This is a genomic window from Enterobacter bugandensis, assembly GCF_900324475.1.
GTDB classification, from domain to species: domain Bacteria; phylum Pseudomonadota; class Gammaproteobacteria; order Enterobacterales; family Enterobacteriaceae; genus Enterobacter; species Enterobacter bugandensis.
Map to the genome: position 1 here is coordinate 813,837 of NZ_LT992502.1, position 24,297 is coordinate 838,133.

The following is a 24,297-nucleotide window of genomic DNA, read 5'->3' on the forward strand; positions in this document are numbered from 1 at the left end:
TTAGTGCGTATGATAGCGTCACTGGAGTTGTGCTTTTAACATATTTGCCTCTAACCCCAGGAATCCGCACATGCGTATCGAAGAAGATCTGAAGTTAGGTTTCAAAGACGTTCTTATCCGCCCTAAACGCTCTACACTGAAAAGTCGCTCAGACGTTGAACTCGAACGTCAATTCACCTTTAAGCATTCCGGTCAGACGTGGTCTGGCGTGCCAATCATTGCTGCCAACATGGATACAGTCGGTACCTTTGAGATGGCAACGGCGCTGGCTCAGTTCGATATTCTTACTGCAGTCCACAAGCACTACACTCCTGAAGAGTGGAATGCGTTTGTTGCGTCCGCCTCTGCTGACGTGGTGAAGCACGTGATGGTTTCCACCGGTACTTCCGATGCCGATTTCGAGAAAACCAAACAGATCCTGAATGCCAACCCGGCGCTTAGCTTCGTTTGTATTGATGTGGCGAACGGTTACTCCGAGCACTTCGTGCAGTTCGTCAGCAAGGCGCGCGAAGCTTGGCCGACCAAAACCATCATCGCGGGTAACGTGGTGACCGGTGAAATGTGTGAAGAGCTGATCCTCTCCGGTGCCGACATCGTGAAAGTGGGCATTGGCCCGGGCTCCGTATGCACCACGCGCGTGAAAACCGGAGTTGGTTATCCGCAGCTTTCCGCGGTCATTGAATGTGCCGACGCGGCGCACGGCCTGGGCGGCCAGATCATCAGCGACGGCGGTTGCACCATGCCGGGCGATGTCGCAAAGGCCTTTGGCGGCGGCGCGGACTTCGTCATGCTCGGCGGTATGCTGGCAGGCCACGAAGAGAGCGGCGGCACCGTGGTGGAAGAGAACGGCGAGAAATTCATGCTGTTCTACGGTATGAGCTCTGAATCTGCGATGACCCGCCACGTCGGTGGCGTGGCAAAATACCGTGCGGCAGAAGGCAAAACCGTGAAGCTGCCTCTGCGCGGCCCGGTTGAAAACACCGCGCGCGACATTCTGGGCGGTCTGCGCTCAGCCTGTACCTACGTGGGTGCATCCCGCCTGAAAGAGCTGACGAAACGCACAACGTTTATTCGCGTTCAGGAGCAGGAAAACCGCGTTTTCAATAGCCTGTAATGGCTTTCGCTGGCGCATGCTTGTGCGCCAGCGCTACTGCACTACCCCGCGCTCATCGCATCACCCAGATGGAAAATCGGCAGATACATTGCCACCACCAGCGTGCCGATGATAACCCCCGTAACAACCAGGAGCAGTGGCTCCAGAAGCGCCGCCAGGTTGTCTGCCCGTTGAAAGGTCTGTTCCGTGTGATGGCGAGCAAGGTTTGCCAGCATGACGTCCAGCGAACCTGACATCTCGCCGGTTCGTAAAAGCTGAATACAGAGCGGGGTAAACATTGCCGCCTTCTGAAAGGACGACCAGACGGGGAGACCTTTTTCAATGTTCTCGCGTATGCTGCGGAGTATTCCCTGCCAGTACCGGCTTTCAACAGTCTCTTCTGCACTTTCAAGCCCCTGTAAGAATGCAATGCCCGCCTGCTGCGTGAGCGACAGCACGGTGAAGATCTGCCCCAGTTTTTGCCCTTTCGCCAGCGCGCCCATTACGGGAAAACTCAGCAGAATACGCTGCCAGCGAGGATGGTGTCGCAGAGGCCAGGCTGCGGTTACGGGAACAAGCAGCATCGCGAACAGCGCAAGGGCATATGACTGCATAAACGCGGCTATCCCCATAACAATTCGCGTCAGCGCCGGAAGCGGGGTATTAAAGGTTTTGTAGATCGCGGCAAATTCGGGCAAAACCAGGGTGACCATTGCCAGCACGACGAGCACGGCCAGCGTCAGGACGATCGCCGGGTAGCGCAGCGCTTTTTTCACCTTCGCGCTGAGCTGCTGCTGCGCTTTTTGCTGCTCTGCAAGCTCTCGGCAGCACGCTTCAAGCTTCCCCGTTAGCTCTCCGGTTTTCACCATTGAGATATGCAGTGGGCTAAAGACTGCTGGCCACCGTTTGAGCGCCTCAGAAAAAGGACAGCCTTCACTGAGTTCATCGGCAACGTTTTGCAGTAGCCCCCGCCACGGTTCTACTGGATGTTGGTCTGCCAGCATTTGCAGACTATGCGCGAGCGTCAGCCCGGCCTGCAGGAGCGTTGCGAGCTGACGAAACATCTCGTAGCAGTGATGTGGACGCCAGCGGTGCCTTTGAGCGCATCGGGTCAGGGCCAGAGGATGGAGGTCGTTACGCATCAGCCTGGTGAAGGCTGCGTTGCGGTCGGTGGCCCAGAGTACCCCGTTTCGGGGTTCTCCTTCAGCGGAGAGTGCTCGCCAGCGCCAGAGTTGATTAGCAGCCATCGGGCATACCCAGAACACGCACTAACTCTTCAAGCGTGGTCATCCCTTGTTCAACGGCCATGCAGCCGTGTTCAAACAGCGAGATGAGTCCAGCCTGTCGGGCGCTGGCTTCAATCACCTCGGTGCCTGCCCCGCTGGCAATAGCCTGGCGCAGGGGATTATCGATCGCAAGTACTTCAAAAATGGCCACGCGCCCGTAAAAACCGTGATAACAACGATCGCAGCCTGCAGGTTGCCAGCGAGGAAGTTGCCGCGGCCAAACCGAGCGCGGCAGGTCCGTATGCTCCCCTGTTTTCTGTCGGCAGTGCGGGCAAAGGCGCCGAACCAGCCGCTGGGCAATCACCATCGAAAGCGCGGAAGAGATCATCCAGCGCGCCACGCCCATCTGCTCCAGACGAATGAGGGTTTCCGTCGTCGAGTTGGTGTGCAGCGTCGACAATACCAGATGCCCGGTCTGCGCGGCTTTAATGGCAATTTCTGCCGTTTCACCATCGCGAATTTCCCCGACCATAATGATGTCCGGATCCTGACGGAGCAGCGCTCTCAGTACGCTCTGGAATGTTAAGCCCGCGCGGGGGTTAACCTGCGTCTGATTTAACCCCGCAAGCGGGATCTCGATGGGATCCTCCACGCTGCAGATGTTGACGTCAGGGGTGTTACGCGCCTGCAGCGCGCTGTAGAGCGTTACGGTTTTGCCGCTGCCCGTCGGGCCGGTGACCAGAATTAGCCCCTGAGGCTGGTGGAGTACCTCATTAAAACAGGCCAGCTGTTTAGCGCTCATGCCAAGCGCGTTCGGCTCCAGCGCCTGCTGAACCTGATGTAGCAAACGCAGCACAATTTTCTCACCGCCGTTGCAGGGAAGCGTGGCGATACGAAACGAGACCGGCTCGTTTGTCAGCTCAATCGTAAACTGACCGTCCTGCGGCAAGCGTCGTTCCGCAATATCCAGATTACCCAGCACTTTTAACCGGGCGCTGAGCATCGTCGCCAGCGCGGCGGAAAGGGGAGGCTGCGGATAAAGTACCCCGTCGATACGTAAGCGGATCTGGCACGCGTGCTCCATTGGTTCGATATGGATGTCAGACGCGCGCTGGTTTACTGCCTGCTGCAGCGTATGGTTGAGGATGTCCACCGCGGAGTGGGGTTGCGAAACGACGGGCAGATGCGATTGCGCGGTTAACTGCCGGTGCTTTTCCATGCGTTCAGCGCTCCAGCATTCGATATCAATCCGCTTCTGGGTCGCGAAGCGCAGGGCCTCCATCAGTTCAGGCGCGGGGGTTCCCACGACGGCGATGCTAATCATGTCGCTGTCGCTGGTGAGCAGCAGGGCATGGTGGCGAAGACAAAGCGCCACGAGTTGATCGGTGTTCATTATCCGCTCCTTAGTTAGTGTCGAAGCGGAAGACGTCTTCGCAGGCCTGCTTAAGCGCGCTGTCAGCACTGATATTGCAGTCACGCGTCCAGCCCGTCATGCCATTGCCGTTGCTCCACTGCGGCGTCATGGTTACCGTCAGCCCGTTCAGGCTCTCCTGGCCTGTTAAGGTCACGATCCCTTTCGCCACGCTCATTCCTGAAACGTAACGCGTCGTGGCAGGAGAGGGAATACCGTTACTGCCGGCATCGCAGCTTTCCACGCCGCCGCGATCGAGCGCGCAAAGCTCAATGGCAGTGCGATAGGGAACGAAAGTTTGCAGCATATCGGTGAGGGCTGCTTTACGCAGGTAGTTCTGATAGGCGGGAACGCCGATGGCGCTCAGAATCGCAATGATGCCAATGACCACCATCAGCTCAATGAGTGTGAATCCTTGTTGTCTGTCCATATCTGCTCCTTATGCAAAGTGGCTCTACTTTGTCAGCGGGACAGGGCAGAAACGAGGGGCAAAAAAGAGAACGAGAAAGGAGCTTCAGAGAATTCATTCCGTGTTGCAGAGAAGGACAATGGATTTGCGAGCGAGGCTGAAATTCCCCTCTCCGGACAGAGAGGGGAGCGTGCGTTATTTGAAGCGCATTGAGAGATCGAGGGCGCGAACGTGCTTGGTCAGCGCGCCAACGGAGATGTAATCCACGCCGGTTTCGGCGAACTCACGGATCGTCTCGAAAGTGACGTTTCCGGACACTTCTAGCTGGGCCCGGCCGTTGGTCAGTTTCACCGCCTCGCGCATCTGCTCCGTCTCGAAGTTATCGAGCATGATGATATCGGCCCCGGCCTTGATCGCCTGCTCCAGCTCTTCCAGGCTTTCAACTTCCACCTCAACCGGCACATCCGGATGCAGCCAGAAGGCCTTTTCCACCGCCTGACGCACGGAGCCAGAAGCGATAATGTGGTTCTCTTTAATCAGGAAAGCATCGGATAAGCCCAGACGATGGTTTGCGCCGCCGCCGCAGAGCACCGCGTACTTCAGCGCAGTGCGCAGGCCCGGCAGCGTTTTGCGGGTATCAAGCAGCTGGGTACGGGTGCCGGCCAGCAGGTCAACGTAGCGGCGCACTTCACTGGCGACGCCAGAGAGCGTTTGGACAAAATTGAGCGCGGTACGCTCGCCGGTCAGTAATACGCGGGAAGGACCGTCCAGCTCGAACAGCGGCTGATTGGCGGTCACTGCATCACCATCATCAACGTGCCATGTCACCTGTACATCGTCACCCGCCAGCTGAGTAAAGACCTCTTCAACCCAACGCTTGCCGCAGAAAACGCCCTCCTCACGGGTGATAATGACCGCGTGCGAGCGTGTCTCTTTTGGCAACAATTGTGCGGTAATATCTTTATCGGCGTTAACGTCACCCCCCAGGTCTTCTTTCAACGCATGGGCGACGCTTGCCGGAATATCCATATTAATACGTTCCAGAAGCGCTTCACGTCGGTGGTCGGGGTTGTAGCGGCGAGGCGGCATGATAAAACTCCAAATTGGTAACGAATCATAATATTGAAACATGCTACTCTGAACCGAGTCATTGCACCATACAGAAGGAGTTCCAGCATGTTGTTAGAAAACGGATGGCTGGTGGATGCGCGGCATGTGCCCTCGCCGCACCACGACTGCCGCCCGGAGGATGAAAAGCCCACACTGCTGGTGGTTCATAATATTAGCCTCCCGCCGGGTGAGTTTGGCGGCCCGTGGATCGATGCGTTATTCACGGGAACGATAGATCCCAATGCTCATCCCTTCTTCGCTGAGATTGCGCATCTGCGCGTGTCGGCTCACTGCCTGATTCGGCGTGATGGTGAGGTGGTTCAGTATGTTCCTTTTGATAAGCGCGCCTGGCATGCCGGGGTATCGATGTATCACGGGCGCGAACGGTGCAACGATTTCTCGATTGGGATTGAGCTGGAAGGCACGGATACTACCCCCTACACCGATGCCCAGTATCAGCAGCTGGTTGCTATTACCCACACGCTTATCGGACTCTACCCGGCAATCGCCGACAATATTACCGGGCACAGCGATATCGCTCCGGCGAGAAAAACCGATCCCGGCCCGGCATTTGACTGGCCGCGGTTTCGCGCCATGCTTGCCGCGTCGTCAGAATAAGGAGATACCATGACGTTGTTTACCATGCTGCTGGTTATCATCGCTGAACGCCTGTTCAAGCTCGGCGAGCACTGGCAACTGGATCACCGGCTGGAGGTGTTATTCCGCCGCATCAAGCACTTTTCCATGCTGCGCACGCTGCTGATGATGGCGGGCGTCATGCTTATTACCTTCCTGCTGCTGCGCTCGCTGTACGGACTCTTTTTCAACGTGCCGCTGCTGGTGGTGTGGATCCTGCTCGGCGTGCTGTGCATTGGTGCGGGCAAGGTGCGTTTGCACTATCACGCCTACCTGAAAGCCGCCTCCCGTGACGATGCCCACGCGCGCGGCGCGATGGCGAGCGAGCTGACGATGATCTACGGCGTGCCGCCGGACTGCGACGAGCGCGAGTTCCTGCTCGAGCTGCAAAACGCGCTGCTGTGGATTAACTTCCGCTACTACCTTGCTCCGCTGTTCTGGTTTGTGGTGGGCGGCCCGTGGGGGCCGGTACTGCTGATGGGCTATTCGTTCCTGCGCGCCTGGCAGACCTGGCTTGCCCGTTATCTGACGCCGCATGAGCGTTTGCTGTCCGGCATTGATGCCATCCTGCACGTGCTCGACTGGCTCCCGGTGCGTCTGGTGGGCGTGGTGTACGCCTTAATTGGGCACGGTGAAAAAGCGCTGCCCGCATGGTTCGCTTCTCTTGGGGACCGCCATACGTCCCAGTACCAGGTGTTGACGCGCCTGGCGCAGTTCTCGCTGGCGCGCGAACCGCATACCGACAAGATCGAAACGCCAAAAGCCGCCGTCTCCATGGCGAAGAAAACCTCGTTTGTGGTGGTGGTGATTGTGGCGCTGCTGACGATTTACGGCACGCTGGTGTAACCCAGCGCGCCGCAGAGGCTATAACGTATCCGCAGGCGGGATGCCGAAATCAGGCATCCCGTTTTCGTCCCAGCGGACAAGCTTCAGGCGGGTATGACGGTTCGGATCGTAAAGCGGATCGCCTTCAATTTCGGTGTAATTTCTTGCGTGGTATACCAATACATCTTCCCCTTCCGGCGTTTGCGTAAAGCTGTTGTGGCCTGGCCCGTACTGGCGGTTCTCGTAGCTGGTGACGAAAACCGGGCGAGGGGATTTGTGCCAGTTTGCCGGGTTTTGCGGATCGGCGTTCAGGTCTATCCACAGTAATCCCATGCAGTAGTTCTCATCGGTGGCGCTGGCGGAGTAGCTGATAAACAGCTTATCGCCGTGAACCAGCACCGCCGGACCTTCGTTGACCCAGAAACCACGGCATTCCCAGTCGTATTCTGGCTTGCTGAGCATCACCGGCTCGCCTTTCAGCGTCCACGGGTTCTCCATTTCGCACAGATAGAGGTTAGAGTTACCGGAAATATCCGGGGCTTTTTGCGCCCACAGGTACCAGCGTTTGCCCTGATGAACAAAGGTGGTGGCGTCCAGGGCGAAGGTGTCGAACGGGGTGTTGATTTGCCCTTTCTCGATCCAGGTACCGCTGAGCGGATCGCGGTCCACACACTCAATCGCAAACATGCGGTGCTGGAACATCCCGAGCGCGTCGAGCGCCTGGGTGTGCGTCGCGGCAAAATAGATGTACCACTTGCCGTCAACGTGGTGCAGTTCTGGCGCCCAGATTAGCTGGCTCATCGGGCCGGTCTCGGGTTTGCGCCAGACCACCACCTCTTCAGCGTCGCGTAGTCCTTCCAGCGAGTCTGCGCGGCGGATCGCCAGCCTGTCGTACTGCGGCACGGAGGCAATAAAATAGTACTGTCCCTCATGGCGTAAAATGTACGGGTCGGCGCGTTGTTCGATAAACGGGTTTGGCCAGTTATGCATGCGGCTTTCCTTATTTAGTCTCAGCGGCTTTGAGTTCCTGATAGTCATTCAGCTCGCGGTAATTGTTGCGGCGTTTTTCCAGATCGGACTGGATCTGCTTCATGGTCTCACGGTCCACTTTCAGCAGACGTACCACCCCAGCGGTAATTAAGTATCCAATGCCCGGAATGACGGTAAAGAGCAGCACGATCCCGTTAATGGCATCCGCGCTTTGCGCTTTTGCGCCCGCGTCATAACCGTACCAGGAGAGCAGGAAGCCGACCATCGCACCGGCAATCGCCAGGCCCAGTTTCAGGAAGAAGATGTTACCCGAGAAACTGATCCCGGTGATGCGTTTCCCGGTTTTCCACTCGCCGTAGTCGTCCACGTCGGCCATCAGCGACCAGTGCAGCGGAGACGGGATCTGGTGCAGGATGTTAAGCAGGAAATAGAGCACAACGATGGTAACGGTGGCTTTCGGGTCGAAGAAATAGAAGGCGCAGGAGAATGCCGCCAGCACGATATTGGTCCAGAAGAAGACCTTCAGCTTACACCAGCGGTCGGTCAGCACTTTCGCCAGCACGCTGCCAAGCATCATGCCGACAACGCCCAGGCTGATAAACAGCGTGGCGAAGTGGGTGCTCTGGCCCATCACCCAGGTGACGTAATACATGGTCGCAGCCATGCGGATAAAGCCCGGGCAGACGTTGCACAGCGTGAGCAGCAAAATGCGCACCCACTGGTCGTTTTTCCACACGTCTTTCAGGTCGTTTTTCAGCTCGTCGTTGGTCTGCACTGCCGGACGCACGCGCTCGCGCACGGTGGCGAAGCAGAACAGGAACATACAGGTACCAATCAGCGCCAGGACGGTCATCGCCATCTGGTAGCCTTTGGCTTTGTTATCCCCGCCAAACCAGTCGGCCATCGGTAGCAGCGTTAAGGAGAGCAGCAGCGTGGCGATGCCGACCAGCACGAAGCGATATGACTGGCAGGCCACGCGCTCTTTTGGATCGTTGGTGATCACTCCACCTAACGAGCAGTAAGGGATGTTGATGGCCGTATAGGTTAACGAGAGCAGGAAGTAGGTGACAAACGCATAGATAACTTTGCTGTTATAGCTCCACTCCGGGGTGGTGAACATCAGAATGCTGAACAGCGCGTAGGGGAACGCAATCCACAGCAGCCATGGACGAAACCGGCCATATTTACTGCGGGTACGGTCGGCAATCGCCCCCATAATCGGGTCCGTTACGGCGTCAATCACGCGGACGGACAGCAGCAGCACGCCGACCAGCGCAGGCGCCAGGCCAAAAATATCCGTATAGAAATAGTTAACAAACAGCATGATGGCGCCGAAGATGATGTTGCATCCCGCGTCGCCCATCCCATAGCCGATCTTTTCTTTTACTGACAGTTTGTTGTTATCCATCGACAGCTCTCCGGTTTACGGTATGGGGAGAATTATTCGCTGGCAAAGGAATATATGCGTTGCAGTATCAGGGCGGTGATATGGATAAATGTGCTGTTGGCGTGAAAGTGTGAAGGAGGTAACAACGCGCGGCACCCTCAAAAACAGGTGCCGCGGCGAGAGGTTTAGTGCGCCTTCATGGCATTACGGCTTTTCTGGCTGAAGAGATAGCCAACGCCAAGGATCGCAATCCAGACCGGGATCAGGTAGACGGAAATCGCCATGCCCGGCGTGATCAGCATGATCACCAGCACGGCCGCCATAAACAGCAGGCAAATCCAGTTACCCAGCGGATAGAGCAGGGCAGGGAAGCGCGTGGTGACGCCCTGCTGCTGTTTCGCGCGGCGGAACTTCATGTGCGCCAGGCTGATCATCGCCCAGTTGATAACCAGAGCGGAGACTACCAGCGCCATCAGCAGGCCAAACGCCGATTCCGGTGCCATGTAGTTAATCAGCACGCACAGCGCGGTCACGATGGCTGAAACAATGATGGTATTCACCGGCACGCCGCGTTTATCCACGTTGAGCAGCATCTTCGGCGCGTTGCCCTGCTGGGCCAGGCCGAACAGCATACGGCTGTTGCAGTATACGCAGCTGTTGTAAACGGAGAGCGCTGCGGTCAGCACCACGATGTTCAGGGCGTTGGCGACAAAGGTATCGCCCAGCTCGTGGAAGATGAGAACAAACGGGCTGGTGTCAGCGGTCACGCGCGTCCACGGCAACAGGGAGAGCAGCACGGCCAGTGAGCCCACATAGAAGATCAGAATACGGTAGATAACCTGATTTGTGGCTTTCGGAATGCTTTGCTCCGGGTTATCGGCTTCGGCGGCGGTAATACCCACCAGCTCCAGGCCGCCGAAGGAGAACATGATGATCGCCATCATCATCACCAGACCGGTCATGCCGTGAGGCAGGAAGCCGCCCTGTTCCCAGAGGTTACGCACGGTAGCCTGCGGGCCGCCGTTGCCGCTGAACAGCAGCCAGCCACCGAAGATGATCATCGCCACAACGGCAATGACTTTGATAATGGCAAACCAGAACTCCATCTCGCCGAATACTTTTACGTTGGTCAGGTTAATGGCGTTGATAATCACGAAGAAGGCTGCAGCAGACGCCCAGGTGGGGATCTCCGGATACCAGAACTGAATGTACTTCCCGACGGCGGTCAGCTCGGCCATAGCAACCAGAACGTACAGCACCCAGTAGTTCCAGCCGGAGGCGAAGCCCGCAAAGCTGCCCCAGTATTTATAGGCAAAGTGGCTGAACGAGCCTGCGACCGGCTCTTCAACGACCATTTCGCCAAGCTGGCGCATGATCAGAAAAGCAATGAAACCCGCAATCGCATAACCCAAAATAATACCCGGACCGGCTGACTGGATAACGGATGCGCTGCCCAGAAACAGGCCGGTACCAATCGCACCGCCCAGTGCGATGAGCTGTATGTGGCGGTTTTTAAGTCCGCGCTTTAGCTGATCGCCGTGCTGTTGAGCTTCCATTTGAAACCTCGTGTGTGGTTGTTATGTTCACGCTGTGCGTGTGTAATTATGAAAGTCCATATTCTGTATTTATTTCTTTACGGTTAAACAAACCGAAAAAAGCGGAGATGACTTCCGTAATCGCCAGAATAGTGGTAAGCGCCTGCGAATGCACCTGCTTTATGAAGGGATGCTGACGACTTGAATAAAAAGAAAGCATTTGTAAATCGGCCCGCTTATTCTTCCTAACCCAACCTATAGAATAGAAATGCTTCTTTAGTGGGCGAATTTTCATTATTTGCCATGTTGAATCGCTTCAGATTGCAAAACCCCTCGTTTCATTATGGTTAAAACTCCCTCTTTGGGAGTAATCAACTCATTTGTGCAAAGTTACATTTCTGAAACGTTATTTCTGTAAGGTTGTTAAAATGTGCAGGGTTTACTGATTTCAATCAAAACCAATATGGACAGAAGGTGAATACTTTGTTACTTTAGCGATACGAACTAGAAATTGGTAAGACCAATTGACTCCGGGCAAAAAGGCGTAAGACAGGGAATATGGCCTACAGCAAAATTCGCCAACCAAAACTATCTGATGTGATTGAGCAGCAGCTGGAGTTTTTAATCCTCGAAGGGACTCTGCGCCCGGGTGAGAAACTTCCGCCAGAACGCGAGCTGGCAAAACAGTTCGACGTTTCACGTCCCTCTCTGCGTGAGGCGATTCAACGCCTCGAAGCAAAGGGCTTGCTGCTTCGTCGCCAGGGCGGCGGAACCTTTGTGCAAAACAGCCTGTGGCAGAGCTTCAGCGATCCGCTGGTAGAACTTCTCTCTGACCACCCAGAATCCCAGTTTGACCTGCTTGAGACCCGTCACGCGCTTGAAGGTATTGCGGCCTATTACGCCGCCCTTCGCAGCACTGATGAAGATCGCGTGCGTATCCGCGAACTGCATCAGGCCATTGAACGGGCACAGCAGTCCGGCGATTTAGACGCCGAGTCCAGCGCCGTTGTCCAGTATCAAATCGCCGTCACCGAAGCGGCACACAACGTGGTGCTCCTCCATCTGCTACGCTGCATGGAGCCAATGCTGGCCCAGAACGTTCGTCAGAATTTTGAATTGTTGTATGCCCGTCGGGAGATGCTCCCGCTGGTAAGCAACCATCGCACCCGAGTATTCGAGGCGATAATGGCCGGGGAGCCGGAGCAGGCGCGCGAAGCGTCGCACCGTCACCTGGCTTTCATTGAGGAAATCTTGCTGGACCGCAGCCGTGAACAATCGCGTCGCGAACGTTCATTACGCCGCATACAGCAACGAAAGGATTAAGCGCCAGGTACTTTTAGAGCGCGGCAACTAAACGCAGAACCTGTCTTATTGTGTTCTTGCCCAAGAGCACAATGGGACAGGTTCCAGACAAATCAACGTATTAGATAGATAAGGAATACCCCCATGTCAGAACGTCTCCAAAATGACGTGGATCCGATCGAAACTCGCGACTGGCTACAGGCGATCGAATCGGTCATCCGTGAAGAAGGTGTTGAGCGCGCTCAGTATCTGATTGATCAGCTGCTTTCTGAAGCCCGCAAAGGCGGCGTGAAGGTTGCTTCAGGTGCAGGGGCTAGCAACTACGTAAACACGATTGCCGTTGAAGACGAACCGGAATACCCGGGCAATCTGGATCTGGAACGTCGTATCCGTTCTGCAATCCGCTGGAACGCCATCATGACCGTTCTGCGCGCGTCCAAGAAAGACCTGGAGCTGGGTGGCCACATGGCGTCCTTCCAGTCTTCTGCGACCGTTTACGAAGTGTGCTTCAACCACTTCTTCCGTGCAGCGAACGAGAAAGACGGCGGCGATCTGGTGTACTTCCAGGGCCACATCTCTCCGGGCATCTATGCACGTGCATTCCTGGAAGGTCGTCTGACTGAAGAGCAGATGAACAACTTCCGTCAGGAAGTTCACGGTAAAGGTCTGTCTTCTTATCCGCACCCTAAACTGATGCCTGAATTCTGGCAGTTCCCGACCGTATCTATGGGGCTGGGCCCAATCGGTGCGATCTACCAGGCTAAATTCCTGAAGTATCTGGAACACCGTGGTCTGAAAGACACCTCTGAGCAGACCGTTTACGCCTTCCTGGGCGACGGCGAAATGGATGAGCCAGAATCTAAAGGTGCGATCACCATCGCAACCCGTGAGAAGCTGGACAACCTGTGCTTCATCATCAACTGTAACCTGCAGCGTCTGGATGGTCCGGTAACCGGTAACGGCAAGATCATCAACGAACTGGAAGGCATCTTCGCAGGTGCTGGCTGGAACGTGATCAAAGTCATGTGGGGTTCCCGTTGGGACGAACTGCTGCGTAAAGACACCAGCGGTAAACTGATCCAGCTGATGAACGAAACCGTTGACGGCGACTACCAGACCTTCAAATCTAAAGACGGTGCCTACGTGCGTGAGCACTTCTTCGGTAAATACCCTGAAACCGCAGCGCTGGTTGCAGACTGGACTGATGAGCAGATCTGGGCCCTGAACCGCGGTGGTCACGATCCGAAGAAAATTTACGCTGCACTGAAAAAAGCGCGTGAAACCAAAGGTAAAGCGACTGTAATCCTGGCCCACACCATCAAAGGTTACGGCATGGGTGATACCGCAGAAGGTAAAAACATCGCTCACCAGGTTAAGAAAATGAACATGGACGGCGTGCGCTATATCCGCGACCGTTTCAACGTTCCAGTGACCGATGAGCAGGTAGAAAACCTGTCTTACATCACCTTCCCGGAAGGCTCTGAAGAGCACAAGTACCTGCACGAACGTCGTCAGGCGCTGAAAGGCTACCTGCCAGCTCGTCAGCCTAACTTCACCGAGAAGCTGGAACTGCCAGCGCTGGAAGACTTCTCTCAGCTGCTGGAAGAGCAGAACAAAGAGATCTCTACCACTATCGCTTTCGTTCGTGCCCTGAACGTGATGCTGAAGAACAAGTCGATCAAAGATCGCCTGGTGCCAATCATCGCCGACGAAGCGCGTACTTTCGGTATGGAAGGTCTGTTCCGTCAGATCGGTATCTACAGCCCGAACGGCCAGCAGTACACCCCGCAGGACCGTGAGCAGGTTGCATACTACAAAGAAGACGAGAAAGGTCAGATCCTTCAGGAAGGTATCAACGAGCTGGGCGCAGGCGCATCCTGGCTGGCTGCTGCGACCTCTTACAGCACCAACAACCTGCCGATGATTCCGTTCTACATCTACTACTCCATGTTCGGGTTCCAGCGTATCGGTGACCTGTGCTGGCAGGCAGGCGACCAGCAGGCTCGCGGCTTCCTGATCGGTGGTACTTCTGGTCGTACGACTCTGAACGGTGAAGGTCTGCAGCACGAAGATGGCCACAGCCACATTCAGTCTCTGACTATTCCTAACTGTATCTCTTACGACCCGTCTTACGCGTACGAAGTGGCAGTCATTATGCATGACGGTCTGCAGCGCATGTACGGTGAAGCGCAAGAGAACATTTACTACTACATCACCACCCTGAACGAAAACTACCACATGCCGGCAATGCCAGCAGGTGCCGAGGAAGGTATCCGTAAAGGTATCTACAAACTCGAAACCATTGAAGGTAGCAAAGGTAAAGTTCAGCTGCTGGGCTCCGGTTCTATCCTGCGTCACGTTCGTGAAGCAGCGCAGATCCTGGCGAAAGACTACGGTGTCGGTTCCGACGTTTACTCTGTGACTTCCTTCACCGAACTGGCGCGTGATGGCCAGGATTGTGAGCGCTGGAACATGCTGCACCCAATGGAAACCCCACGCGTACCGTACATCGCTCAGGTGATGAACGACGCGCCAGCGGTGGCGTCTACTGACTATATGAAACTGTTCGCTGAGCAGGTTCGTACTTACGTTCCAGCTGATGATTATCGCGTTCTGGGTACTGACGGCTTCGGTCGTTCTGACAGCCGCGAAAACCTGCGTCACCACTTCGAAGTTGATGCTTCTTACGTGGTTGTAGCAGCACTGGGCGAACTGGCTAAACGTGGCGAAATCGATAAGAAAGTGGTTGCGGACGCAATTACCAAATTCAACATCGATGCAGAAAAAGTTAACCCGCGTCTGGCGTAAGAGGTAAAAGAATAATGGCTATCGAAATCAATGTACCGGACATCGGGGCTGATGAAGTTGAAATCACCGAAATCCTGGTCAAAGTGGGCGACAAAGTTGAAGCTGAACAGTCGCTGATCACCGTAGAAGGCGACAAAGCCTCTATGGAAGTCCCGTCTCCTCAGGCTGGCATCGTTAAGGAGATCAAAGTCTCCGTTGGCGATAAAACCGAGACTGGCAAACTGATCATGATTTTCGATTCCGCCGACGGTGCAGCAGCAGCTGCACCTGCGCAGGAAGAGAAGAAAGAAGCCGCTCCGGCCGCCGCTGCTCCAGCAGCTGCCGCGGCAGCGAAAGAAGTGAACGTGCCTGACATCGGCGGTGACGAAGTTGAAGTCACTGAAATCCTGGTGAAAGTGGGCGATACCGTTGCGGCCGAGCAGTCACTGATCACCGTAGAAGGCGACAAAGCCTCTATGGAAGTGCCGGCTCCGTTCGCCGGTACCGTAAAAGAGATCAAGATCAACACCGGCGACAAAGTGTCTACCGGGTCGCTTATCATGATCTTCGAAGTGGCGGGTGCTGCACCTGCTGCCGCGCCTGCACAGGCCGCTGCTCCGGCTCCGGCCGCTGCACCAGCCGCTGCTGGCGGTGCGAAAGACGTTAACGTACCGGACATCGGCGGTGACGAAGTTGAAGTCACCGAAGTGATGGTAAAAGTGGGCGACAAAGTTGCCGCTGAACAGTCACTGATCACCGTTGAAGGCGACAAGGCTTCCATGGAAGTGCCTGCGCCGTTCGCCGGTACCGTTAAAGAGATCAAAATCAGCACCGGCGACAAAGTGTCTACCGGCTCCCTGATCATGGTCTTCGAAGTGGAAGGCGCTGCGCCTGCCGCAGCTCCTGCTGCCGCGGCTGCTCCAGCACCGGCTGCTGCACCGGCTCAGGCTGCTAAACCAGCCGCTGCTCCTGCTGCAAAAGCAGAAAAATCAGAGTTCGCTGAAAACGACGCTTACGTCCACGCCACCCCGCTGATTCGTCGCCTGGCGCGCGAATTCGGTGTGAACCTGGCGAAAGTGAAAGGTACCGGCCGTAAGGGTCGTATCCTGCGCGAAGACGTTCAGGCTTACGTGAAAGACGCGGTGAAACGCGCCGAAGCTGCACCTGCGGCAGCCGCTGGCGGCGGTATCCCGGGCATGCTGCCATGGCCGAAAGTGGACTTCAGCAAGTTCGGCGAAATCGAAGAAGTGGAACTGGGCCGTATCCAGAAAATCTCGGGTGCTAACCTGAGCCGTAACTGGGTGATGATCCCGCACGTTACGCACTTCGATAAGACCGATATCACCGATCTGGAAGCGTTCCGTAAACAGCAGAACGCCGAAGCCGAGAAGCGTAAGCTGGACGTGAAATTCACCCCAGTGGTCTTCATCATGAAGGCGGTTGCTGCGGCTCTGGAACAGATGCCACGCTTCAACAGCTCCCTGTCTGAAGACGGCCAGAAGCTGACGCTGAAGAAATACATCAATATCGGTGTTGCGGTAGATACGCCAAATGGTCTGGTTGTTCCGGTCTTCAAGGACGTGAACAAGAAGAGCATTACCGAGCTGTCCCGTGAACTGACCACCATCTCCAAGAAAGCGCGTGATGGTAAGCTGACTGCCGGCGAAATGCAGGGCGGCTGCTTCACTATCTCCAGCATCGGCGGCCTGGGTACTACCCACTTCGCGCCGATTGTGAATGCGCCGGAAGTGGCTATCCTCGGTGTGTCCAAGTCCGCGATGGAGCCGGTGTGGAATGGCAAAGAGTTCGTGCCGCGTCTGATGATGCCAATCTCTCTGTCCTTCGACCACCGCGTGATCGACGGGGCTGATGGTGCGCGTTTCATCACCATCATCAACAACATGCTGAGCGACATTCGCCGCCTGGTGATGTAATCGAAAAGCCGGCCAGTCGGCCGGCTTTTTTCTGATAATCTCATGGTGTTTATGAGGTTATTGGTGAAAGCGACAATTCGTGAGCCGTTTGTTGTTTCAAAATTGTTAACAATTTTGTAAACTGCGGGCGGATAGAACGACCCGGTGGACGACGGGTATAAACTAAGAGGTCATGATGAGCACAGAAATCAAAACTCAGGTCGTAGTACTTGGGGCAGGCCCGGCAGGTTACTCCGCAGCATTTCGTGCAGCGGATTTAGGTCTGGAAACCGTCATCGTAGAACGTTACAGCACCCTCGGCGGTGTTTGTCTGAACGTCGGCTGTATCCCTTCTAAAGCGCTGCTGCACGTAGCGAAAGTTATCGAAGAAGCCAAAGCGCTGGCTGAACACGGTATCGTCTTCGGCGAGCCAAAAACCGATATCGACAAAATCCGTACCTGGAAAGAGAAAGTTATCACTCAGCTGACCGGCGGTCTGGCGGGTATGGCCAAAGGCCGTAAAGTGAAAGTGGTAAACGGTCTGGGTAAATTCACCGGTGCGAACACCCTGGAAGTGGAAGGCGAAAACGGCAAAACCGTTATCAACTTCGACAACGCGATCATCGCGGCAGGCTCTCGCCCAATCGAACTGCCATTCATTCCACATGAAGATCCACGCGTGTGGGATTCCACTGATGCCCTGGAGCTGAAAACCGTTCCTAAGCGTCTGCTGGTTATGGGCGGCGGTATCATCGGTCTGGAAATGGGTACCGTGTACCATGCGCTGGGTTCAGACATTGACGTGGTTGAAATGTTCGACCAGGTTATCCCGGCTGCTGACAAAGACATCGTTAAAGTCTTCACCAAGCGCATCAGCAAGAAGTTTAACCTGATGCTGGAAACCAAAGTGACTGCCGTTGAAGCGAAAGAAGACGGTATTTACGTTTCCATGGAAGGCAAAAAAGCCCCATCCGAACCACAGCGTTACGACGCCGTGCTGGTGGCTATCGGTCGTGTACCGAACGGTAAAAATCTCGACGCGGGCAAAGCTGGCGTGGAAGTGGATGACCGTGGCTTCATCCGCGTTGACAAACAGCTGCGCACCAACGTGCCGCACATCTTTGCTATCGGCGACATCGTCGGTCAGCCAATGCTGGCGCACAAAGGCGTTCACGAAGGTCACGTTGCCGCTGAAGTTATCGCCGGCATGAAGCACTACTTCGATCCGAAAGTGATCCCATCTATCGCGTACACCGAGCCAGAAGTTGCATGGGTCGGTCTGACCGAGAAAGAAGCGAAAGAGAAAGGCATCAGCTACGAAACCGCCACCTTCCCGTGGGCTGCTTCTGGCCGTGCTATCGCGTCCGACTGCGCAGACGGTATGACCAAACTGATCTTCGACAAAGAGACTCACCGCGTTATCGGTGGTGCAATTGTCGGCACCAACGGCGGTGAGCTGCTGGGTGAAATCGGTCTGGCTATCGAAATGGGCTGTGACGCGGAAGACATCGCGCTGACCATCCACGCGCACCCGACGCTGCACGAGTCCGTGGGCCTGGCGGCTGAAGTGTTTGAAGGTAGCATTACCGACCTGCCAAACGCGAAAGCGAAGAAGAAATAAGTTTCTTCAGATGAAAAAAGCGGCCTGAGGCCGCTTTTTTTATGCGCGGCGTTCAGGGGGCTACAGGCTGCCAGGTGTTATCAGGTGCGTATGAGGCCAGCGCCCGGGCCTTCTGCTCCGAATCGCTGCCGAGATCGGACTGGTACACCTTGTCGTCCTGGTTTATCACAAAGCTCATGACGCCTGTCTGACCATAGCTGACAGGCCACGCCACCATCGCGAAACCGTGATTATCCGGCAGGATGCGGAAGCGATAGCCATGGTAGCCCGCACCTGGCTCTTTCGGACTGAACGCCGGACCGAGCGGGCTTGGCGCTTCACCAGGCGAAACGGGCCAGTACAGACCGTCCTTTTTACCCTCAGAACTGACAATCTTCTGCGCGTATTTCTGGTTCATCGCGAAATAGCTCTGCTGAGCGGCCACGTAGGCATGCAGGGCTTCGATGGCGGCAAGTTCGTTGCGCCCAATTTCGCGGGTCAGGATCTCCTCGGCGCCTTATTTGATGTCAAACTGCCAGCCGGAGGCGGTTTTGATCACCGGAATGGGAAGTTGCCAGCCGCTGTCTCCGACAACCAGATGCGCTTTATCGCCTTCGACAATGGTGTTATGACGGACTTTCCAGTCGCGCAGAAAGCGATCGACTGCGTCAGGATCAACGCCTTCAGGGGGCAGGAAGTCGCGCCAGTTCTCACCGAGCAGGTTGCTCATCGCGCTTTCGTTTTGATCGCGGATGGCGCTTTGCAGCGCATTGGTAGCCTGTTCTGGTGAGCTGAAGGATTGCTGCGCCATGACGGTCGCCGAGACCATGAACAACACCATTCCACTGAGTAATTTACGTTTCATGTCGGCTCCCTTAGCGATGACGGAATTCACGGTGTTCAGCACGTCCAGCCGCTGCCGGGCGTAGCTGCTGCTGACGAGCGGCTAGGTGTCTGCTTTGCGCCCCACGCTGCTGCTGCGCCTGCCAGTTGGCGGAACGGCTGTCGTTGCCGCTCAGTGCATTGGCCCGGAGCTGACTGTTTCGCTGCTGGAAGGGACGTTGCTGAGAAGGCTGGACCCGTTTCTCTTGTCTCTGCGCGGTGGTCTGGCGGTTTTCTCGCTGCTGCGTGGTGGCCCGCTTCGCCGTCTGCGGTTTGGTGTCATAGCCACGGTAGTTATTGCGCTGAGAAATCTGTTTCAGCTGTTCACTTGAGGCCTGTCGCTGCGCCGCTTTCGTGCCCGGGCGAGCAGTCTGTGGGAAGGTTTTACCTGTCGATTTCTCCATCTGGCTCAGCGCCGCCTGACGCTGGCTATCGCGATTAACCGGTTGTTGCGTTGCACTAAGCCCCGTGGCCGTGTTGGTGGAGTGGAAACGCGTGTTGAGCTGGTTTGTCGGGTAGGGGACACCTTCCCGATAGGCCGGGTTGTGCTGCCAGATACGGTTGGCGTCCGTCAGGCGTTGTCCGCTGATTTTATTGAAGTTCTCAACGTTAATATTGATGTTGTTATCACCGTTGCGGTTGTAGCCGCCGTGATTATCCCAGTCACCGTCATGATGATGGTCCCAGTCATCGTCATCATCCCAGTCGATGTTGCTGAATATGGCATAAGTTGTGGCGACACCCAGGCTGAAACCTAAGCCGTTGACGAAGCTGTTGCCAAACTGCTCCCCGGGTGACGGCGGGAGATAGGTTGGCGGATAGGCGGTATTAGGCCAGGTCCCGTAAACCGTATTCGGGTTATAGGTGGGGACGTAAACCACCTGCGGGTCGGCAGATTCAATTTTGATCACCGTCGGGGCCGGTGCGGACGTGGTGGTTGACGTTGACTCGGTGGTGCTGGTTTTTGCCGGTGCGGGTTTCGTTACCGTGGTGACCGTCTGCTGAGGCGTAGATTGCAAGGCGCCGGTCTTCTGCGCCAGCGCGCGCAGGCGTTGTACCGAATCCATCACATCTTTCGGCTGCGCGAGAAACGCATCGCCCAAATTTTGTACCCACGGCGGATTCTCTCCCATCAGCGACATAAGCTGAGGAAACGCGACCAGGGATTTTACGCTGGGATCCCAGGGCTGGCTGGCAACGGCCTGAATCGCGGCGTCCCCATCCATTTTGGGGTTGTCTTTGGACCACTGCGCCGCTTGAATCACGTTGGCTGGGTAGGTCGAGGCCATCAAGATTTGTGACAGCAGAGCATCCGGGTAGAGCGCGATGGGGGCAACCCACTGATCGATTTGCGCGGCGGTGTAGGTTGGCGCGACAACAGGAGCGGGTTGTGCTACTGCCGGCGTAGCCGGAGCAACTGGCTGTTGCGCGACGGGGGCCGACGCAGCGGGTTCCGTTGCACGGCTTTTGACAAACATGACGCCTGAGGCGGCAAACAGCCCGGCACTGCACAGAAGGACAAGCAGATGTGGCTTAAAGGGCAACTTCATAAAATGACTCCAACGAGACAGGCGCTGTGCCGTGAGGCGTTACGGTTGGCGTGAGTATTATTCACCCGTCTTTTACTGTTTTGACTTTTATTGGGAAGCGTCCGGTACGTCCGGATAAAGAGTGTGAGTATTTATTACACAATTATATGCGATGCGGGAAAAGGCGCCGGGAATTCAGAAGGCCGCTCTTGCGAGCGGCCAGCAGCTAGTTGCCGAGGTTGACGACAAACAGCACCGTGATGTCGGATATGTTCCAGCCACCGTGCAGTGCGGTAAGCAGTAAACCGATCGCAACGATCAGCGCAGTGATTCGCATCTCCATTGCGTGCGTTCCTGTACAGGCTACGCGGGTTCCTTCTTCACCGGAAAAGGCAGAACCTGGCAAGTTGGGATTGCCGCGTAGGTTACGGAACTGCTCCCGGGCCCGGTGACTGGTTGCTACACCAGCGAAGCAGGCCGAGGGGAAAGAGTAATCGACTCAGTGGTAATTCTAAAGGCGAGAGATGAATTTAAACGGGGTTTCATTCGAAATGGGAAGGTGCTACGCAAAATTGACATAATGGCTTGCAAGCCTGCAGGGTGTGATGCAAAATTCATTGCGTTGGGGTTGCCGCAAATCTGCCAACCCGGTGTGCTACCACCGCAAGGCAACAAAATAACCGCTACCAGGCGGTTTTTTTGTCCCCAAAATTCACCTCGTCTCCCCGCTACACCATGCTTAACGATTCAGCAAACTTTTTAATGTTGCTTTTTTGTAAACGGATTAACACTGTGCAGAAATCCTGCTATGCTGCCCGACGCGGTATCGGGCATTTACCCTACAAACTGCTGTCTCACAGGAGCGTGAAGAGAACGCCCGCCGCATATGACAATGAGAGCGAGGAGAACCGTCGTGCTAGAAGAATACCGTAAGCACGTAGCAGAACGTGCCGCCGAGGGAATTGTACCCAAACCTTTAGATGCAACCCAAATGGCCGCGCTCGTCGAGCTGCTGAAGAACCCGCCTAAGGGCGAAGAAGAATTCCTGTTAGATCTGTTGATCAACCGCGTACCGCCTGGCGTAGATGAAGCTGCCTACGTAAAAGCCGGATTCCTTGCTGCTATCGCCAAAGGCGAAGCCACCTCCCCACTGGTTACTCCTGAAAAAGCCATTGAACTGCTCGGCACCATGCAGGGTGGTTACAACATTCATCCGCTGATTGACGCGCTGGATAACGACAAGCTGGCACCGATTGCTGCTAAAGCGCTCTCTTCCACGCTGCTGATGTTCGATAACTTCTACGACGTAGAAGAAAAAGCCAAAGCGGGCAACGTCTATGCGAAGCAGGTGATGCAGTCCTGGGCCGATGCCGAATGGTTCCTGAACCGCCCTGCGCTGGCGGAAAAAATTACCGTGACCGTCTTTAAGGTGACCGGTGAAACCAACACCGATGACCTGTCTCCGGCACCGGACGCGTGGTCTCGTCCAGATATCCCGCTGCACGCCCTGGCGATGCTGAAAAACGCCCGTGAAGGCATTGAGCCAGATCAGCCGGGCGTGGTGGGCCCGATCAAACAGATCGAAGCGCTGCAACAAAAAGGTTTCCCGCTGGCCTACGTCGGTGACGTTGTGGGTACCGGCTCTTCCCGTAAGTCCGCCACCAACTCCGTACTGTGGTTCATGGGCGACGATATTCCGCACGTGCCGAACAAGCGCGGCGGCGGTCTGTGCCTCGGCGGCAAAATTGCGCCAATCTTCTTCAACACCATGGAAGATGCGGGCGCGCTGCCAATTGAAGTAGATGTGAGCAACCTGAACATGGGCGACGTGATTGACGTCTACCCGTATAAAGGCGAAGTGCGCAACCATGAAACCAACGAGCTGCTGGCAAGCTTCGAACTGAAAACCGACGTGCTGATTGACGAAGTGCGTGCCGGTGGCCGTATTCCGCTGATCATCGGGCGCGGCCTGACCACCAAAGCGCGTGAAGCGCTGGGTCTGCCGCACTCCGACGTTTTCCGTCACGCGAAAGACGTGGCAGAAAGCAACCGCGGCTTCTCGCTGGCACAGAAAATGGTGGGTCGCGCGTGCGGCGTAGCTGGTATTCGCCCTGGCGCATACTGCGAGCCGAAGATGACCTCCGTGGGCTCTCAGGACACCACTGGCCCAATGACCCGTGACGAACTGAAAGACCTGGCGTGCCTGGGCTTCTCTTCTGACCTGGTGATGCAGTCCTTCTGCCACACGGCGGCCTATCCGAAGCCGGTTGACGTGACCACGCACCACACGCTGCCAGACTTCATCATGAACCGCGGCGGCGTGTCACTGCGTCCAGGTGACGGCGTCATCCACTCCTGGCTGAACCGCATGCTGCTGCCGGATACCGTGGGTACCGGCGGTGACTCCCATACCCGTTTCCCAATCGGTATCTCCTTCCCGGCGGGCTCCGGCCTGGTGGCGTTTGCTGCAGCGACCGGCGTAATGCCGCTGGACATGCCTGAATCCGTGCTGGTGCGCTTCAAGGGCAAAATGCAGCCGGGCATCACCCTGCGCGACCTGGTTCACGCGATCCCACTGTATGCCATCAAACAGGGCCTGCTGACCGTTGAGAAGAAAGGCAAGAAAAACATCTTCTCTGGCCGTATCCTGGAAATTGAAGGTCTGCCGGATCTGAAAGTTGAGCAGGCATTTGAGCTGACCGACGCCTCCGCCGAGCGTTCTGCGGCTGGCTGTACCATCAAGCTGAACAAAGAGCCGATCATTGAGTATCTGACCTCCAACATCGTGCTGCTGAAGTGGATGATCGCAGAAGGTTACGGCGACCGCCGCACGCTGGAGCGTCGTATTCAGGGTATGGAGAAATGGCTGGCGGATCCGCAGCTGCTGGAAGCTGACGCAGACGCAGAGTACGCGGCGGTGATCGACATCGATCTGGCGGATATTAAAGAGCCAATCCTCTGTGCGCCGAACGATCCGGACGATGCGCGTCTGCTCTCTGACGTGCAGGGCGATAAGATCGACGAAGTGTTCATCGGCTCCTGTATGACCAACATCGGCCACTTCCGCGCCGCCGGTAAGCTGCTGGATACCCACAAAGGCCAGCTGCCGACCCGCCTGTGGGTGGCACCGCCAACCCGTATGGACGCGGCTCAATTGACCGAAGAGGGTTACTACAGCGTGTTCGGTAAGAGCGGGGCGCGTATCGAAATCCCTGGCTGCTCCCTGTGTATGGGTAACCAGGCGCGCGTGGCCGACGGTGCGACGGTGGTTTCCACCTCTACCCGTAACTTCCCGAACCGTTTAGGTACTGGTGCGAACGTCTACCTGGCCTCTGCGGAGCTGGCGGCGGTTGCGGCGCTGATTGGCAAACTGCCAACGCCGGAAGAGTACCAGACCTTTGTGGCTCAGGTGGATAAGACGGCGGTGGATACCTATCGCTATCTGAACTTCGACCAGCTTTCTCAGTACACCGAGAAGGCTGACGGGGTGATCTTCCAGACGGCGGTATAATCAGCAAAACCGTCTCTACGAGACGTTTTTTAGTATTTGCACCCTCTCCCGTGGGAGAGGGACGGGGTGAGGGCATCAGGCCGCAGGGTCTTGCTCTCACCTTTTTATTTTCATTCCTCCCACCTCTCCCGCTTTTTTTCTTTCCCTCTGC

At 56.0% G+C, this 24,297-nt stretch carries 17 protein-coding genes and 1 pseudogene; 8 read left to right on the forward strand and 10 right to left on the reverse strand.

Translation table 11 applies throughout. The annotated features are described in order from the left end of the window. The first annotated feature begins 70 nt into the window (after window positions 1-70). Window positions 71-1,114, forward strand: a complete 1,044-nt coding sequence (locus tag DG357_RS03950) for a GMP reductase (protein WP_028015519.1) — start codon at window positions 71-73, stop codon at window positions 1,112-1,114. Window positions 1,115-1,155: 41 nt separating this feature from the next. Here DG357_RS03950 and hofC read toward each other — a convergent pair whose 3' ends face one another. From hofC to nadC, 4 genes are all read right to left on the reverse strand, one after another. Next, window positions 1,156-2,340, reverse strand: coding sequence for a protein transport protein HofC (hofC, locus tag DG357_RS03955; RefSeq protein WP_063943824.1), 1,185 nt, complete (start codon window positions 2,338-2,340; stop codon window positions 1,156-1,158). Then, window positions 2,330-3,712 carry a type II secretion system protein GspE gene (gspE, locus tag DG357_RS03960; protein ID WP_063943822.1) on the reverse strand — a complete coding sequence of 461 codons (1,383 nt, stop codon included), beginning with the start codon at window positions 3,710-3,712 and terminating at the stop codon, window positions 2,330-2,332. The genes hofC and gspE overlap by 11 nt, the downstream gene beginning before the upstream one ends. A 10-nt stretch (window positions 3,713-3,722) precedes the next feature. Then, window positions 3,723-4,160, reverse strand: a complete 438-nt coding sequence (ppdD, locus tag DG357_RS03965; RefSeq protein ID WP_045259464.1) for a prepilin peptidase-dependent pilin — start codon at window positions 4,158-4,160, stop codon at window positions 3,723-3,725. Window positions 4,161-4,334: 174 nt separating this feature from the next. Continuing rightward, entirely contained in the window at window positions 4,335-5,228 is an 894-nt protein-coding gene (gene nadC, locus DG357_RS03970) for a carboxylating nicotinate-nucleotide diphosphorylase (protein ID WP_045259465.1), read from the reverse strand. Window positions 5,229-5,315: 87 nt separating this feature from the next. Here nadC and ampD point away from each other — a divergent pair, with 87 nt between their 5' ends. Together ampD and ampE are read left to right on the forward strand one after the other, a co-directional pair. Beyond that, entirely contained in the window at window positions 5,316-5,867 is a 552-nt protein-coding gene (gene ampD, locus DG357_RS03975) for a 1,6-anhydro-N-acetylmuramyl-L-alanine amidase AmpD (RefSeq protein ID WP_028015524.1), read from the forward strand. A 9-nt stretch (window positions 5,868-5,876) separates the two neighbouring features. Next, the gene (gene ampE / locus DG357_RS03980) at window positions 5,877-6,731 is read left to right on the forward strand and encodes a beta-lactamase regulator AmpE (protein ID WP_088204375.1); all 855 of its coding nucleotides are present in this window, start codon (window positions 5,877-5,879) and stop codon (window positions 6,729-6,731) included. An 18-nt stretch (window positions 6,732-6,749) separates the two neighbouring features. On the opposite strand, the gene DG357_RS03985 is transcribed toward ampE, so the two are convergent. From DG357_RS03985 to DG357_RS04000, 4 genes are all read right to left on the reverse strand, one after another. Beyond that, complete coding sequence (locus tag DG357_RS03985; RefSeq protein WP_048960896.1) at window positions 6,750-7,700, reverse strand: glycoside hydrolase family 43 protein; 951 nt, start codon at window positions 7,698-7,700, stop codon at window positions 6,750-6,752. Between the two features lie 10 nt (window positions 7,701-7,710). Then, window positions 7,711-9,108 (reverse strand): glycoside-pentoside-hexuronide (GPH):cation symporter, encoded by a 1,398-nt coding sequence (locus DG357_RS03990; protein WP_049000515.1) that lies wholly within the window; start codon window positions 9,106-9,108, stop codon window positions 7,711-7,713. Between the two features lie 164 nt (window positions 9,109-9,272). Further along, a complete protein-coding gene (gene aroP, locus DG357_RS03995) occupies window positions 9,273-10,643 on the reverse strand; it encodes an aromatic amino acid transporter AroP (RefSeq protein WP_028015528.1) in 1,371 nt (456 codons plus the stop codon). A 46-nt stretch (window positions 10,644-10,689) separates the two neighbouring features. After that, the gene (locus tag DG357_RS04000) at window positions 10,690-10,917 is read right to left on the reverse strand and encodes a hypothetical protein (protein ID WP_088204376.1); all 228 of its coding nucleotides are present in this window, start codon (window positions 10,915-10,917) and stop codon (window positions 10,690-10,692) included. A 263-nt stretch (window positions 10,918-11,180) separates the two neighbouring features. On the opposite strand from DG357_RS04000, the gene pdhR reads away from it, so the two are divergent. The 4 genes from pdhR to lpdA all read left to right on the forward strand — a co-directional run bounded on the left by pdhR (window position 11,181) and on the right by lpdA (window position 18,245). After that, on the forward strand, window positions 11,181-11,945 hold the full coding sequence (gene pdhR, locus DG357_RS04005; RefSeq protein WP_006173806.1) for a pyruvate dehydrogenase complex transcriptional repressor PdhR: 765 nt from the start codon (window positions 11,181-11,183) through the stop codon (window positions 11,943-11,945). A 123-nt stretch (window positions 11,946-12,068) separates the two neighbouring features. Then, window positions 12,069-14,732, forward strand: a complete 2,664-nt coding sequence (gene aceE, locus DG357_RS04010) for a pyruvate dehydrogenase (acetyl-transferring), homodimeric type (protein ID WP_028015529.1) — start codon at window positions 12,069-12,071, stop codon at window positions 14,730-14,732. A 14-nt stretch (window positions 14,733-14,746) separates the two neighbouring features. Continuing rightward, a complete protein-coding gene (aceF, locus tag DG357_RS04015) occupies window positions 14,747-16,645 on the forward strand; it encodes a pyruvate dehydrogenase complex dihydrolipoyllysine-residue acetyltransferase (RefSeq protein WP_045259471.1) in 1,899 nt (632 codons plus the stop codon). Window positions 16,646-16,820: 175 nt separating this feature from the next. Further along, complete coding sequence (gene lpdA, locus DG357_RS04020) at window positions 16,821-18,245, forward strand: dihydrolipoyl dehydrogenase (RefSeq protein WP_023332094.1); 1,425 nt, start codon at window positions 16,821-16,823, stop codon at window positions 18,243-18,245. A 52-nt stretch (window positions 18,246-18,297) separates the two neighbouring features. Here lpdA and DG357_RS04025 read toward each other — a convergent pair. Both DG357_RS04025 and DG357_RS04030 read right to left on the reverse strand, forming a co-directional pair. Further along, window positions 18,298-19,089, reverse strand: a pseudogene (locus DG357_RS04025) (DUF2950 family protein). A gap of 10 nt (window positions 19,090-19,099) precedes the next feature. Continuing rightward, a complete protein-coding gene (locus tag DG357_RS04030) occupies window positions 19,100-20,656 on the reverse strand; it encodes a DUF3300 domain-containing protein (RefSeq protein ID WP_048961411.1) in 1,557 nt (518 codons plus the stop codon). 892 nt (window positions 20,657-21,548) lie between these two features. Between DG357_RS04030 and acnB the strand changes: the two genes are divergently transcribed. Then, complete coding sequence (gene acnB / locus DG357_RS04040; protein ID WP_048338844.1) at window positions 21,549-24,146, forward strand: bifunctional aconitate hydratase 2/2-methylisocitrate dehydratase; 2,598 nt, start codon at window positions 21,549-21,551, stop codon at window positions 24,144-24,146. Window positions 24,147-24,297: the final 151 nt, after the last annotated feature.

Coding starts and splice junctions, on each gene's coding strand:
- DG357_RS03985 (WP_048960896.1), bottom strand. CDS start 7,700: ATGCATAACTGGCCAAACCCGTTTATCGAACAACGCGCCGACCCGTAC.
- hofC (WP_063943824.1), bottom strand. CDS start 2,340: ATGGCTGCTAATCAACTCTGGCGCTGGCGAGCACTCTCCGCTGAAGGA.
- aceF (WP_045259471.1), top strand. CDS start 14,747: ATGGCTATCGAAATCAATGTACCGGACATCGGGGCTGATGAAGTTGAA.
- lpdA (WP_023332094.1), top strand. CDS start 16,821: ATGAGCACAGAAATCAAAACTCAGGTCGTAGTACTTGGGGCAGGCCCG.
- gspE (WP_063943822.1), bottom strand. CDS start 3,712: ATGAACACCGATCAACTCGTGGCGCTTTGTCTTCGCCACCATGCCCTG.
- ampD (WP_028015524.1), top strand. CDS start 5,316: ATGTTGTTAGAAAACGGATGGCTGGTGGATGCGCGGCATGTGCCCTCG.
- DG357_RS03990 (WP_049000515.1), bottom strand. CDS start 9,108: ATGGATAACAACAAACTGTCAGTAAAAGAAAAGATCGGCTATGGGATG.
- ampE (WP_088204375.1), top strand. CDS start 5,877: ATGACGTTGTTTACCATGCTGCTGGTTATCATCGCTGAACGCCTGTTC.
- DG357_RS04030 (WP_048961411.1), bottom strand. CDS start 20,656: ATGAAGTTGCCCTTTAAGCCACATCTGCTTGTCCTTCTGTGCAGTGCC.
- aroP (WP_028015528.1), bottom strand. CDS start 10,643: ATGGAAGCTCAACAGCACGGCGATCAGCTAAAGCGCGGACTTAAAAAC.
- aceE (WP_028015529.1), top strand. CDS start 12,069: ATGTCAGAACGTCTCCAAAATGACGTGGATCCGATCGAAACTCGCGAC.
- nadC (WP_045259465.1), bottom strand. CDS start 5,228: ATGCCGCCTCGCCGCTACAACCCCGACCACCGACGTGAAGCGCTTCTG.
- DG357_RS03950 (WP_028015519.1), top strand. CDS start 71: ATGCGTATCGAAGAAGATCTGAAGTTAGGTTTCAAAGACGTTCTTATC.
- pdhR (WP_006173806.1), top strand. CDS start 11,181: ATGGCCTACAGCAAAATTCGCCAACCAAAACTATCTGATGTGATTGAG.
- DG357_RS04000 (WP_088204376.1), bottom strand. CDS start 10,917: ATGAAAATTCGCCCACTAAAGAAGCATTTCTATTCTATAGGTTGGGTT.
- ppdD (WP_045259464.1), bottom strand. CDS start 4,160: ATGGACAGACAACAAGGATTCACACTCATTGAGCTGATGGTGGTCATT.